Source organism: Psychrobacillus sp. PGGUH221 (assembly GCF_042055255.1).
Taxonomy (GTDB): Bacteria; Bacillota; Bacilli; order Bacillales_A; family Planococcaceae; genus Psychrobacillus.
The window spans coordinates 413,540-427,499 of record NZ_JAQMHQ010000001.1 but is presented as its reverse complement, the minus strand read 5'-3'; the positions used below and the strand labels follow the sequence as shown (position 1 = coordinate 427,499).

Annotated in this window: 11 protein-coding genes; 7 read left to right on the top strand and 4 right to left on the bottom strand. The window is 36.0% G+C overall.

What is annotated here, in order from left to right:
* The first annotated feature begins 21 nt into the window (after positions 1 to 21).
* Together PGC35_RS01965 and PGC35_RS01960 are read left to right on the top strand one after the other, a co-directional pair.
* Positions 22 to 1,152, top strand: coding sequence for a glycerate kinase (locus tag PGC35_RS01965; RefSeq protein ID WP_375217975.1), 1,131 nt, complete (start codon positions 22 to 24; stop codon positions 1,150 to 1,152).
* A gap of 15 nt (positions 1,153 to 1,167) precedes the next feature.
* Positions 1,168 to 2,511 carry a GntP family permease gene (locus PGC35_RS01960; RefSeq protein ID WP_375217974.1) on the top strand — a complete coding sequence of 448 codons (1,344 nt, stop codon included), beginning with the start codon at positions 1,168 to 1,170 and terminating at the stop codon, positions 2,509 to 2,511.
* A gap of 97 nt (positions 2,512 to 2,608) precedes the next feature.
* Here PGC35_RS01960 and PGC35_RS01955 read toward each other — a convergent pair.
* From PGC35_RS01955 to PGC35_RS01945, 3 genes are all read right to left on the bottom strand, one after another.
* A protein-coding gene (locus PGC35_RS01955; protein WP_375217973.1) for an IS3 family transposase occupies positions 2,609 to 3,975 on the bottom strand; the annotation gives its coding sequence in 2 pieces (ribosomal slippage) (positions 2,609 to 3,477 and positions 3,477 to 3,975; 1,368 coding nt in all).
* Between the two features lie 87 nt (positions 3,976 to 4,062).
* Positions 4,063 to 5,511, bottom strand: a complete 1,449-nt coding sequence (locus PGC35_RS01950; RefSeq protein WP_375217972.1) for an S-layer homology domain-containing protein — start codon at positions 5,509 to 5,511, stop codon at positions 4,063 to 4,065.
* An 81-nt stretch (positions 5,512 to 5,592) separates the two neighbouring features.
* On the bottom strand, positions 5,593 to 7,230 hold the full coding sequence (locus PGC35_RS01945; protein ID WP_375217971.1) for a hypothetical protein: 1,638 nt from the start codon (positions 7,228 to 7,230) through the stop codon (positions 5,593 to 5,595).
* Between the two features lie 265 nt (positions 7,231 to 7,495).
* On the opposite strand from PGC35_RS01945, the gene PGC35_RS01940 reads away from it, so the two are divergent.
* Both PGC35_RS01940 and PGC35_RS01935 read left to right on the top strand, forming a co-directional pair.
* Positions 7,496 to 8,572, top strand: coding sequence for a branched-chain amino acid aminotransferase (locus PGC35_RS01940; RefSeq protein ID WP_375217970.1), 1,077 nt, complete (start codon positions 7,496 to 7,498; stop codon positions 8,570 to 8,572).
* Positions 8,573 to 8,616: 44 nt separating this feature from the next.
* A complete protein-coding gene (locus tag PGC35_RS01935) occupies positions 8,617 to 9,411 on the top strand; it encodes a gamma-glutamyl-gamma-aminobutyrate hydrolase family protein (protein WP_375217969.1) in 795 nt (264 codons plus the stop codon).
* Positions 9,412 to 9,425: 14 nt separating this feature from the next.
* Here PGC35_RS01935 and PGC35_RS01930 read toward each other — a convergent pair whose 3' ends face one another.
* Entirely contained in the window at positions 9,426 to 10,031 is a 606-nt protein-coding gene (locus tag PGC35_RS01930) for a transposase (RefSeq protein WP_375217968.1), read from the bottom strand.
* A gap of 321 nt (positions 10,032 to 10,352) precedes the next feature.
* On the opposite strand from PGC35_RS01930, the gene PGC35_RS01925 reads away from it, so the two are divergent.
* From PGC35_RS01925 to PGC35_RS01915, 3 genes are read left to right on the top strand one after another with little or no spacing between them, the layout of a single operon-like run.
* On the top strand, positions 10,353 to 11,060 hold the full coding sequence (locus PGC35_RS01925; RefSeq protein ID WP_275784743.1) for a response regulator transcription factor: 708 nt from the start codon (positions 10,353 to 10,355) through the stop codon (positions 11,058 to 11,060).
* Positions 11,050 to 12,411 (top strand): sensor histidine kinase, encoded by a 1,362-nt coding sequence (locus PGC35_RS01920; RefSeq protein ID WP_375217967.1) that lies wholly within the window; start codon positions 11,050 to 11,052, stop codon positions 12,409 to 12,411. The genes PGC35_RS01925 and PGC35_RS01920 overlap by 11 nt, the downstream gene beginning before the upstream one ends.
* Before the next feature lie 38 nt (positions 12,412 to 12,449).
* Positions 12,450 to 13,565 carry a PepSY domain-containing protein gene (locus tag PGC35_RS01915; protein WP_375217966.1) on the top strand — a complete coding sequence of 372 codons (1,116 nt, stop codon included), beginning with the start codon at positions 12,450 to 12,452 and terminating at the stop codon, positions 13,563 to 13,565.
* Positions 13,566 to 13,960: the final 395 nt, after the last annotated feature.

The following is a 13,960-nucleotide window of genomic DNA, read 5'->3' as shown; positions in this document are numbered from 1 at the left end:
TAAATAAAAGGAGGTGTTTACGTGAAAGTAATCGTGAGTCCTGATTCTTTCAAAGGTTCCTTAACAGCAACGCAAGCTGCTTTTGAAATAGCGGAAGGAATTAAAGAAATTGATCCAACTATTGAAACTGTATTACTACCTGTTGCAGATGGTGGAGAAGGTACATTAGAGCCGCTAATTATAGCAACAAACGGAAAAACCGTTCATGTGGAAGTACATGATCCAATAGGTCGTCTTGTTCAAGTGGAATACGGCGTTCTAGGAGATGGAGAAACCTGTGTTATTGAAATGGCTAGAGCTTCGGGCTTAACGCTTTTAAAGGAACATGAAAAAAATCCTCTCATTGCTTCCACATTCGGCACTGGTGAATTAATATTACATGCACTAGATAATGGATTTCGAAAATTTGTTGTGGGTTTAGGTGGAAGTGCAACAAACGATGGTGGAACTGGTATGCTACAAGCGCTAGGAATGAGATTTCTGAATAAAGATGGATCAGAAATCAAGCCAGGAGCTGACGGACTAAGAGATTTAGTTGAAATAGATGCTACTAATTTTGATAAGCGCATTCAGAATTCGCATTTTATACTTGCTTGCGACGTAGATAATCCACTAGTTGGACCTAATGGTGCGACTGCTATTTTCGGTCCTCAAAAAGGTGTTACACCTAATTTAGTGGAAAAGCTTGATCAGAATTTATTAAATCTAGCAAATAGAATTGAAGATTTAACGGGAATTTCTCTACATAAGCAGCAGGGAGCTGGTGCAGCTGGAGGATTGGGAGGTGCTTTTATAGCATTTTTCCCAATTGAATTAAAACCAGGTATTGAAGTAGTCATGGAAGCAATTGATTTTTATCAACAAATTGTTGAAGCAGATTTTATCATTACTGGGGAGGGGAAATCTGATCTTCAAACGCTTTCAGGCAAGGCACCAATTGGAATCGCGAATGCCGCTAAGACAAAGGGTATTCCAGTAATCTTGCTTTCTGGTTTTATTGAACAAGCAAGCATTTCGGCATTAAGTTCTTATTTTTATAAACTCTCAAGTGTAGCAGATGGCACTATTTCACAAGAAGAATCCATTTGTAATGCTGCTCACTATTTACGATTGAGAACTAAAGAAATGATGCAATCCATTTTAGAAAAATAAAAAAGGGGTGTAAGAATGTTATTTTTAGTGATTTTACTTGGTGTTGTATTGGTTGTAGTAGCAACTGCGGTTTTCAAGCTTCATCCATTTTTAGCTTTATTGATGAGTGCGTTTTTCGTAGGAATCGCTTCTGGAATGCCGCTACTGACTGTAGTCGAAAATGTAAATACCGGATTCGGCGGATTGATGACGAGCATTGGTATTGTAATTGTTGCAGGGACAATCATTGGGGTTATTTTAGAGAAATCAGGTGCAGCTTATCGTATGGCAGAAGTGGTGCTTCGTATTTTAGGGGAGAAGCGTCCACAGCTAGCAATGTCAATTATCGGTTATATCGTTTCTATTCCGGTATTTTGTGATTCTGGTTTTATTATTCTCTCTAGCTTAAAAAAGTCTTTGGCAAAACGTGCAAAAGTAAAGGTTGCATCGATGGCGATCGCACTTTCAACAGGTTTATTTGCGACTCATACACTAGTTCCACCAACTCCTGGACCGATAGCAGCTGCAGGAAACATTGGAGCTTCTGATTATTTAGGAACTATCATTTTAGTTGGTTTATTAGTAGCTATACCAGCAGTAATTGTAGGTTATTTTTGGGCAATAAAAGTAGGATCTAAAATTGAAGTAGAAGCGGATCATGAAGAAGCGCTGGATTATGAAGAAGTAATTAAATCCTTTGGCAAAATGCCTTCTACATTTAAATCGTTTCTACCTATCGTGTTACCTATTATATTAATAGGATTCGGATCAGTAGCTGCACTAACCGGCAGTGACTCAGGATTCACACATTTTCTCCAGTTTTTAGGAGCACCAACAGTAGCATTATTATTCGGAGTATTGGCATCATTTTTATTACTACCTGAAATCAGTGAAACAACTTTATCTGGATGGATTGGAGAAAGTCTTAAAGAAGCGGCACCTATTTTATTAATCACTGGTGCAGGTGGATCGTTCGGAACAGTAATTAAAAATTCTGGTGTTGCTGATCAATTACAACAAATGGATCTAGGGGCTCTGGCAAATGGTGCATTATTCTTATTAGTTCCATTCCTTATTGCAGCGGCACTAAAAACAGCTCAAGGCTCATCAACCGCTGCGCTTGTTATTACATCATCCTTAATAGCGCCAATGCTTCCTACACTAGGAATTGAAGGAGCACTTCCACTAGCGCTAGTGGTAATGGCAATTGGAGCTGGTGCAATGACGGTAAGCCATGTAAACGACAGTTATTTCTGGGTAGTAACACAATTTAGTGGAATGAAAGTAACGGATGCATACAAAGCACAAACAATGGCTACCTTACTGCAAGGAATCACCACAATAATAGTAACAATGATTCTTTGGTTAATATTTGTCTGAAGAATGACAAAATTGTTACGAGTGCCTGGCACCAGTAACAATTCTGAAACAAAAATCCCCTCCAGCTGAACTGACCCAATAAAGTTAGACAAATAATTTAGGCAGCTTCTAAGATCTGTGTTCGGTATTCTACCGGGCTCAGATCTTTTAATTTTGCCTTCATTCGCTTGTGATTATAATAATCCATATATTCTTCTAATTCCTTTTCAAAATGCGCCATGCTCTCAAACTCTTGTAAATAAAGCAGTTCAGACTTTAATAGGCCAAAGAAATTTTCAATGACTGCGTTATCTAAACAGTTCCCTTTACGAGACATACTCTGTGTAATTTGATGTGCTTGTAATGTCTGTTGATATTTTTTCATTTGATAATGCCAGCCTTGATCGGAATGAAGGATGACTTCGTCTCCTGGCTGGAGGCGCTGAACAGCTTCGTCTAACATATCTCCTACAAGTTGGTAGACCGGTCGATTCATGACTTTATATGCGATAATTTCCCCATTACACAAATCAAGAACAGGTGACAGATAACGTTTTTCTCCAAATAGATGGAATTCAGTCACGTCTGTTACCCATTTTTGATTCATTTTCTCTGCCTTAAAATCACGTTGTAGTACATTAGGAGCGATTTTCCCAACGTTTCCTTTATAAGAGCGATACTTCTTCATACGGACCTCACATTTTAAACCAATTTCATTCATCAAGCGGTTGATGGTCTTCGGGTCATGAGTAAAACCGTATTTCTGCAATTCTTTCGCGATGCGACGGTAACCATAACGACCCTTATGTTCGTGATAAATGATCTTAATGGCTTCTTTTCCCGCTTCATATTTATCGACTTGATCCAATCGTTTTTCCCAGTAGTAATAAGTACTGCGTGGAATGTCAGCGACCTCAACTAAATCCACGACCTCATATTGTCCCTTTAGTTCAAAAATTACTTGCGCTTTGATTTTGTTTGTAATTTTTCCTGCGTCTGAACTAAAGCGTTTAACTTTTTTAAATAAGCATTTTCCATTTCTAAACGCTCGACTTTCGCTTGTAGAGCTTCGACTGAGTCTTCTGCTGGAGTGAATGTTGGTGATATAATTTTCTTCGTTTCTTTTTTCATGGATGGACGCCCCTTTTTCTTTGGTTCAAGCGCGTCCATTCCTTTTGTCTTAAGCAACTGTTCCCACTTATACACGGTACTAGGGGAAGAAATATTAAATGTGCTTGCGGTTTCTCGAAGTGACGCACCAGTTTTGATCATAAAATTGAGTACGTCTAGTTTAAACGCTGATGAGTAACTTGTATAGTCGTCTTTCTGAAAACCATGTTCACCTTGTGCTTCAAATAGTTTTACCCAAGTAATGACTTGAGATTTAGCTGCGCCAATGCTTTCTGCAATAGTTTTATAGCTTTGGTTTCCAGTTAAATAGCGTTCCACCGCTTCTAATTTAACTTCTACTGTATATTTAGACATAAAAACACCCCCTAAATGTTAGTTGATGTCTAACATTTACGGGGCAGTTCAAGCCTGTTAAGGTTTTGGAGGGGATTTTTTTGTTTTTTAGTCGAAGTAAAGCATGTCGTCGCGATAATTTTGTTTTAAGTCAGATTCTAAGAAGTTTAAATAACGTACTAAAAGTTGGGATGCTTTACCTCTAGTTAATACTTCATTTGCGTTAATGCGATTTTTTCTATCAGGGTCGATTAGACCTAATTCACTTGCTACATAGATGCTGTCTTTTGCTTCTTTCGGTATCTTATGGTCATCGATAAAGTTTGTTTTATATCCTGGGCTAGGTGCACGACCCTCTAAGCCTAGTGAGCGAACTATAATAGTAACTGCCTCAGCTCGAGTGATGGAGTTCTTCGCACCGAATTTTTTAGCGTTTGCAGGACTTACAATTCCATTGTTTAATGCGCTTTCGATATATAAATAGTTAGGATCTTTTGGGTCAAGGTCTTCAAATAAAGCTTTTTTAACTGTGTTTTTCTTTGTTGGCTTATCTTCTAATACACGCAAATCTACAGCTTTTGCAACGCTTACTGTAAATTGGTCTTTTTTCATTGCTGCATCTGGAGAAAAGAAGTTACTTGATTCGTCGAAAATACCCAATGAATAAAGTTTTTCAATGTTTGGTTTTGACCAATGTTTTGCGATGTCGCGAAATTTCGGAACAATTAAACGCTCTACTTTTGGTGTTTTTTCTTTATTTAAATAGATTGTTCCTGTAGTTGGACCAGAAAAACGATAAGGCATATTATACGTGTATTCAGAGACCATATTAGAAGAGCTAATTACGGAATGTCCACCTACAAAGCTTGAAAGAGAAGGGGTATGTGGTTCGTACTCTAGTACTCTTGATTTACTATCAGAAACTTTGCTAGTAACAAATGAGGTTCCCTCAGGAGTAACGATTTCATAGTCAATAAATTGAGTATCCGTAGACCCCCAGAAATTTTTATACCCAACATCACGACCGCTCATATATACTGTTACTTCTTTTTTCTCCGTTATTTTACCGACTTTAGCAGTTCTTATATAAATTTTACGTGCAATAACATTTCCTGAATAATAATCTGTTGCTGGTCGATTATCAATGACAGATCCTTGTGAAAATTGATAATCATCCAATGTAAACGTTGTTTTGTTCGAATCGTTCATCGTAACTTTTTCTGAAAAACTTTTTACTTTCTTATTCGAAGTAGTTTGGCCTTTTGTTTCATAGCTTTTTAAATCGGAAACATATACAACGCTACGTGTTAATTTGTCTCCATAAATATTTGATAATGTAAATTTATAAGTAGAAGTTAATTGGTTTTTATTTTCTTTTTCGGTAACTGTCGCTTTTCCAGAAAAAGTAACAGGAGAATTTCCTAAGAAAAATACCTCTTCATATTCATATTCATCAAGAACACCACCATTAAAGTCAGGTACTTTTGCGCTTGCAGAAGGGGTTAACATAGTTAGTAATAACAATAAGGCTAGTAAGTAGATAGTAAATTTTTTCATTGTTTAATTCCTTACCTCTTTTCGAGTAGTTTATGAAACGAAGGACATGATTTAAAATTCTAAAACATGTCCTATCATCCCTTAATCGACTAAAATTATTCGAGCTTTCAAGTATGAGTCGTGAAGGATATATAATCTATTGTTTACTTTTATATCGCTAGCTGAGATAACTTTTCCTTCTTTAATGAAGGTAGTTTGGCTAACGTCTAAATTATAAAGTGGATTCACATTTGTCCAGTTTCCATTGTTCCATTGGCTTACATCAATCAAGTCAATATAGTTGTAATAAGAGTAGGAATTTACCTCGTAACGCCCAACAGTAACAAATGATGCGGGACTTCCACTTCCTATTATATGAGCTGCGACTACATGATTATCTTTTACATAGAAATAAGCATATTTACTTGAGCTATTTGTAAAGTCTTTCGTTGCACTATTATAGTCTTCCACGACTATCGTATCAGTACTGAAACTCAGATTAGTTAAAGAAGTAGAGTACCAATAATTATTAGACAACTGGTTTACGTTAGTAACAAATAACTTATTGGATCCAACACTATTAATTTGTCCGAAATAAATTTCATGGTTGGACAAGCTAGAACTTTGGAAGCCGTCATTTGTCATATGAATAATATTTGCATATTGATGAGACGTACCACCGTTTGTTATTACATATGCATTACCGCCTTGAGTCAATGCACTTGCGTCCACTAAACGTCCATTGCGAATGATAATTGTCCCGTTGTGGTATGAAATGTTTCCGGTACTGGATAGTCTAATTTTTTGTGAAGCGGTATCAACAGAATATAAGTTTTCATGAATTGTACGCTCATTCGATTGTTTAATAATTATCTTTTGGACTACTTCTTTGCCGAATTGGCTAATTGTTACATAATAAACTTCATTATTTACATAGTAACGAAGTTGAGAAGGATCTATTTTTTTATTACCAACAAATATAGGAGTTTTTGCAGTAAAAGATCGAGATGAGATTGCTTTAGGATTAGCGATATTTGAAGATTGCCAGTTCCAGTTTTTAAATACCTTTTCCTCTTTCACAACTAGTTTTTTCTGATTCGCATCAATTTGTTGAATTGTTCCTTTATAAAGATTCTCTACTTGAATGCCTTCCACTATTACTTCGATTGATGAAAGTGTATCTGCATCATAATCAGAGAGGTTTAATTTTACACGATCTCCTTCAAAGAGAACGCTCAAATCAACAAGTTTCGTGTCTTTAAATACTTGTGTGTGTTGGTCCAAATAAAAACGCTTCGTTTGCTTGTTCTTTAAATTAATCCCAATAAATTTTCCGTTTCTATCAATTTCATTAACCGTACCTGTCAGAAACTCACCTATCGCATTAGATTCACCTTGAGGAATATCAGCAAAGCCTCTGAGTTCTTTCACTTTTCGTAATTCAACAGTCGCTTGGACCCACATACCTTCTTTAAAAGCATCCATTGTTGTTGATGTAGAATTGATAAATAGAGGTGTATACTTATCGATATTTAAGGTAATCGTTTTACCTGTATCGTTGATTAAAGTAACTTTCGTTAACTTCTTTTCGATTGTTTTGTCCTCTAAAACAACCTCTTCATAAGTCGCATCGACAAAATTTCCATCCACGAGGGTAGATGCATTTGCTAAAGAAGGTAATGACATGCATGTAAGTAATAAAATAAAAATAGTTAATATGTATGGTGAAAACTTGTGCAAAATGATGCCTCCTATCTATTTGGTAGTAAGTGTACATACCAAATATATCGGCAATATCTAGGAAATTGTTACAAATATATGAGATTTCTATCAGTTTGAAGTACCTAGGGTTACAAATAGTCAATAGATTAAAAGATTTTTTTGAAAATAATGAAGAAAAGGTATTTCTAATTTTCGTAAAAGTAGTATAATTGCATATAATATATTGCACACCGAAAGAAGTTGCAATTTACTAATTTTATAATTGATAGGGGAAAAGTACGTCATGAGTAATCTAAAAATTCAAATTACACTAAATGAGAACACGAAAGAAAAGTTGCCAGCGGATCAGCTTCTTTTCGGTAGAACCTTTACTGATCATATGTTTATCGCAGATTATACGGAAGGAGTAGGCTGGCATGATCATCGAATTATCCCTTATCAGCCATTAACTTTAGATCCATCTGCAACTATTTTGCATTATGGTCAAACTGTTTTTGAAGGTATGAAAGCTTATTTATCAAAAGATGGTATTATTCGTTTATTCCGTCCGGAAGAGAATATGAAACGAATGAATCACTCATGTGAAAGACTAAGTATGCCTAAAATTAATGAAGAAGATGCAATTGAAGCGTTGAAGCAATTAATTGAGATAGATAAAGAATGGATTCCAAATGAGCCAGGGACTTCCTTATACATTCGACCTTTTATGATTGCAACAGAGCCTCATTTAGGTGTATCAGCTGCACTAACATATAGCTTCATCATTATCATGTCACCTGTAGGTTCTTATTATAAAGAGGGGATTCACCCTGTTAAGATTTTAGTAGAAAGTGAATATGTTCGAGCTGTTGCAGGAGGAACTGGAACTGCGAAAACTGCAGGAAACTATGCATCTAGTTTAAAAGCACAAGAAGTCGCAGATCGCGAGGGATATTCTCAAGTTCTTTGGTTAGATGGAATTGAACGAAAATATATAGAAGAAGTAGGAAGCATGAATGTGTTCTTCAAAATTAATGGAGAAGTCGTAACACCTGCTTTAAACGGTAGTATTTTAGATGGAATCACGCGAAAATCGATTATCCAGCTGTTAAAACATTGGGGTGTTCCAGTAACTGAACGTCGAGTTTCAATGGAAGAAATTCGAGAAGCATACCTTAATGGTAAATTAGATGAAGCGTTTGGAACAGGAACTGCGGCGGTAATTTCTCCAATTGGTGAACTTCGTTGGAAAGGTGAACTGTTTTATGTAAATAACGGCGAAACTGGGGAACTATCTAAAAAACTTTATGATTCATTAACTGCTATTCAAAAAGGAAGTATGGAAGATCCATTTGGTTGGGTAGTAGAATTAAACGTATAAAATAAACATTGCTTTTTGCAAGTGCATTGGGCGGAGGAATAAAAATGAAACCACTAATAGGTATTTGTGCTAACTATTTATCAAATGATACAGCAGGGTTGGAAGCAGGTATTGGTGCTAAACATCAAGAATGGCAATTACTTGCGGATGACTATATCGTTGCAATTGAACGCGCTGGTGGAATACCCGTTATATTGCCTATAACAGAGGATATTGAAACGCTAACTCCACTTTTAGAAAAATTAGATGGTGTATTATTCTCAGGTGGGTCAGATATAGATCCAAACTTCTATGGGGAATATCCACGCTTCGGATTAGGAATGATTGAGCCGAAACGTGATATTCATGAAGTGAGGCTTGCTCAAAAGGTTTTATTTGAAACGACATTGCCTGTTCTAGGAATCTGCCGAGGGATGCAATTATTAACAGTTGCAACAGGAGGAACTCTGTATCAGGATTTGTCATCTCAAAAACCAGAAGGAATTAATCACGCTGTACCTAAAGCCGTGAGACATCATGCCTTTCATCCGGTGAAAATTGAAAAAGAATCTATGCTTTTCGATATTTACCAAGTTGAAGAAATTGGTGTTAATAGCTTTCACCATCAGGCAGTGAAAGAATTAGGTAAAGGATTTAAAACAACGATGACTGCTCCTGATGGAATTGTCGAGGGGATGGAATGGGAAGATTCTCGCTTTGTAGTTGCTGTACAATGGCATCCTGAAATGATGGAGGGCCAAGTAGCCTCGATTCGTCCGATTTTCACAGCTTTTGTGCAAGCATGTAATGCTAATAATCCTCTACTGTCTGTAGTAGAAGAAACTGAAATTATCGCGTAACTAAACATCCTCTCTTAAGTCAGCATTAGTTGATGAAGAGGGGATTTTTTTTCTTCTAAATGAATTCTGAAATTCTCACAATAAGTACAGTAATCTGAAGGTTGTATATCAGGATAAGATGCTATTAATGAAGGAAGTAAGTCTGTATTTAAAAAAGGGTGTGCCGATTTTATTTGATGATAATAGTATTTATATGAACTATAATTGTAGTCTTCCATTTTTCCTACTAGTTCTCTTGTTGTATTTAGTGGATTTTGGTGAATATAGCTACTTACATTTAACAGACTAATCGGGTCCGATACCATACTTGCATAGTAACGCGTTTCATAGAGTTGCCCAAAATAATTGTATTTTCTTTTATAAAATTCCGAGTACCTTTTATTCAATATAGCCATGACATTGGACAACGGCTCGACTGGAGACCGAATCAATAAATGATAGTGATTGTTCATTAAGCAATACGCAATAATTGTAAAAGGATATTTAGCATAAGTGTAATCAAGTGCACGGAAAAAAAGAGCAAAATCCCCATCATTCAAAAATATATTTTGACGGTTGTTCCCTCTCATCGTCACATGATAATAAATCTCTGGTTGCCAAATTCTTCTCATTCTGCCCATTGGATAACACCCTCCTTAAGTTTCCTACACCATATAACAAAACTAAAATTAGAACAATTGTCATAATTTGCATCTTTCAGCAACAATTTAATTTTGATAGAGTTAATTATCCAAGAATGAATTTTTGCCAATAAATAGACATCCAAAATAAAATTTTAAAACCTTGTTGAAAAAAGTACTTTTGTTACAGAGGTGTTACTAGTGCCTGGCACCAGTAACACTCCTGTAACACATATTCTCCTCATTGTGCATCCTTATTGTAGGATGACCGGAGAAGCGTGTAGTGTGATAAAATGGAAGAAAAGTGGGGGAGGGAAAGCAATGAAGGAGCAGATATTGATTATTGAAGATGAAGAGAATATTGCACGTGTTTTGCAACTAGAGCTGGAATTCGAAGGCTACGCGGTAGAATTAGCTTACACCGGTACTGATGGGTTAATAAAATATCGAGAGAAAGCGTGGAATCTGATTCTGCTTGATTTGATGCTGCCAGGATTGAAGGGACTCGATGTTCTTAGAAGAATTCGAGCGACAGAATCGGATACACCTGTGATTCTCCTCACTGCTAAAAGTGATTTAGAGGATAAGGTGACGGGTCTTGATCTGGGGGCGAATGATTATGTGACAAAGCCGTTCGAAATAGAGGAACTGCTAGCTCGCGTTCGCTCTGCTATTCGCTTTTCTAAAACTGCACCTGTTCTCCCTTTGAAGGACGAAAACATACATATATTTGAGTCACTGATATTAAATGAACATACGAGAGAGATCACTCGAAATGGGCAATCGATTAATTTAACACCTCGAGAATATGATCTATTGCTCTATATGATGAAACACCCTAACCAAGTGTTAACGAGGGAACAGCTATTAGATGCGGTATGGGGCTTTGATTACTATGGAGATACAAATGTGGTTGACGTATACATAAGATATGTTCGAAAAAAAATCGAAGAGAATCAGAAGTCCTCTCTAATTCAAACTATTCGTGGGGTTGGTTATGTTTTGAAGGAGTCTAAGCATGAAGCTTAAAACAAAAATTCACCTGTTTTCCACGTTTTTAACATTAGTAATTTTAACTTTAATGAATATAGGAATCTATTTTATATTTGAAAAAATGGCATATGATACTGAATATAAGCAACTAAATTCGGATGCAGACGAATTGATTACTGCACTAAGTAAGATGGAAAAAGAAGATGATGCTGCCACCATTTTGCGTGCTTTTATTCCTGTAAAAGGTGCTATAAGTGTGAAAAATAATGAAGGTGAAATGAAATTATTTGTACAAACGCTGGATGATGTAAATAACTATGTGCCGGAGTTTGAAGCGGGGGAACGATACTCGATAGGAACTTTTAAAGGGACACCTGTTCTTACTATAAGTAAACCAGTAATTTGGGTTGATGGAAAAGTAAATGAAGTACAGACATTAAAACTGTTAGATGACGTTGATAATAACTTAGAATTTTTAAGACTAATATTACTTGGCGTTACGTTAACAGGTATGCTTCTAATGACCATTTCCAGTATTACTCTTGGGAAAATTATAACAAATCCAATCGAAAAGTTAATAAATACAATGTCTCAAAGTCGACTTTCTGGGAAGTACGAAAAAATTATTGTTCCTCCAAATGGTAAGGATGAAATGACGCAAATGGGCATTGCATTCAACGAAATGATGGAGCAGTTGGAACAAAATTATAACAAACAGGAACAATTTGTTTCAGATGCGTCACATGAATTGAAAACGCCATTGACAGTTATTGAGAGCTATGCGAAACTGCTCTCTCGACATGGCTTTAATAACACAGAAATTGCCAACGAATCCGTTCAAGCAATTATTAATGAGACGAGTAGAATGAAAGAAATGATTTCTCAAATGCTTTTACTTGCAAAGAGCAATGAGCAATCCGTACGCAACTTTGAAACGGTTGATGTGTTTAAATTGGTTGAAACTACATTGCATTCTATGCGTACTGCATATAATCGGAAGTTTTTGTTAAAAGGGGAAGGTCCTATCTATGCAAACACCGATTTAGAACAATTAAGACAGCTGCTTTTTATTATTTTAGATAATGCTCGAAAATATAGTGAAAAAGAAATTAAAACGATTATTACCGAAAATGAAGAAGGAACCATTATTTCTATTATGGACTATGGAAATGGAATTCCTAAAAAAGATTTAGAACGAATATATGACCGTTTTTACCGTGTAGATGAAGATAGAAATAGAAAAACAGGTGGAACTGGTCTGGGCATGGCAATTGCAAAAGATATTGCTACAAGAATTTCTGCGGAGCTAACAATTGAGAGCGTAGTAGGATTTGGAACGACAATTCATATTTTTATTCCGAAAAGCCAAATTCTCATCGAATTCTAATATTCGTGAAGTATGATGGTTTGAGGGGGGAAGTGTGAGTGAAATTTTTCAAAAGAAAAGGATACGTACCTGTTTTTAGTACAATTTTAGTCGCTGGAGGAATCGTAGTTTTTCTAGTAATCAACGAAAATAATAAACAGTCGATATCTGAAAATGAAGCCCGCTCCCATCTTGAGCAAATGTTTGATGCAGAAGTTGCGGGTGTAACTATGAAACAAGATGTTTACAAGGCTTTAATTACAAAAAGCGGTTCTGTGTATGTGGTGGAAATGAACGCAGTTACTGGAGATGTGTATTCCCTTGAGGAAACAGATGAGTTTGTCGTAGAGAACGCAAATGACAAAAAGGAAGAGTCGATAGATGTTACATCAGAAAAAACTCTTGAAATTTTAGAAGAACCATTATTAAAAATAGATGATACTACTAATTCTTTGACACAGGTGGATATAGTAAAGCCACCTACGAAAATTATAATTAATGAGAAGCCTAAAAGTTCCAGTACAATCTTAGATACAAAAGAAAAATCAATATTAGCTGAAACTATTACTCCGAAGGGTGTTTTGTCTTCTCAAATAAAAATAGAGGACAAGCCTTCTATTGTTGTAAAGGAAGAAAAACCAATAAAAGAAGTAATAAAAGATGCTTTAAAAGATGTTTTAAAACCAGAAGCCTCTAAGACAGAAGAAACAAAAGAAGAAAAGCAGAAAGAGGAAGTTGCAAAAACGGAATCTATCAAAACAGAAGTAACTAAACCAGAAACAAGTAAAACAGAAGTGGCAAAGGAAGAAACCACTACTAAACCAGAATCTTCTAAGACTGAAGAGACAAAAGTGGGGGATACCCAGGTAGTGGCACCACCGTCACAGTCAGTTCAAACGGAAACAAAAAAACCAGAAGTTGAATCAAAGCCGGAAAAACCAACTACTGTATTGATTTCTGAGGATCAAGCGATAAAAACTGCTCAACAACAAGTGAAGGGTACAGTAGAAAGTAGTTCATTCGTAAAAACAAATGAAGGCGGATATTATTTGATTGTAATGAAAGCAACTTTGCCTGAGAGTGATTCAAAAGATACGACGAAAGCAAAACAGACAAAGGCTACTATCCAAGTACATGCAATATCAGGGAAAATTCTTACGGTCACATGGGAATAAGAAATTCTCATCAATTTCTAATAATACTCTCTGCGTATTCTCATTTAATTGGTTTACTATTAAGTTAACAAGTGAATAGTAAGTAAAGTTGATGAACTTGTTTAGAAGGAGCAAGTTCAAAAAACTTCAGTATAATTGGGGAAACAAACAGCGATAAAACAGTTTTCACAGAGCGAAGAAAACGAAGTAGAAGGCATAAAATTTACGGCGATTTAAATAAAATAAACCTTGAGCGATAACAAGGAATATACTAAAACACCTCATTCTACCATTCCCCGTAGAATGAGGTGTTTTTTTATTACAGGAGTGTTACTGGTGCCAGGCACCAGTAATACTCCTGTAACCATGTAAATAGCATTTTTCCCAAAAATAAAAAACACTGCACTGCCACATTA

Bases quoted from the DNA above. Each gene is read 5' to 3' on its own strand.
- PGC35_RS01960 (WP_375217974.1), top strand. From the start codon at position 1,168: ATGTTATTTTTAGTGATTTTACTTGGTGTTGTATTGGTTGTAGTAGCA.
- PGC35_RS01950 (WP_375217972.1), bottom strand. From the start codon at position 5,511: ATGAAAAAATTTACTATCTACTTACTAGCCTTATTGTTATTACTAACT.
- PGC35_RS01940 (WP_375217970.1), top strand. From the start codon at position 7,496: ATGAGTAATCTAAAAATTCAAATTACACTAAATGAGAACACGAAAGAA.
- PGC35_RS01935 (WP_375217969.1), top strand. From the start codon at position 8,617: ATGAAACCACTAATAGGTATTTGTGCTAACTATTTATCAAATGATACA.
- PGC35_RS01930 (WP_375217968.1), bottom strand. From the start codon at position 10,031: ATGGGCAGAATGAGAAGAATTTGGCAACCAGAGATTTATTATCATGTG.
- PGC35_RS01925 (WP_275784743.1), top strand. From the start codon at position 10,353: ATGAAGGAGCAGATATTGATTATTGAAGATGAAGAGAATATTGCACGT.
- PGC35_RS01920 (WP_375217967.1), top strand. From the start codon at position 11,050: ATGAAGCTTAAAACAAAAATTCACCTGTTTTCCACGTTTTTAACATTA.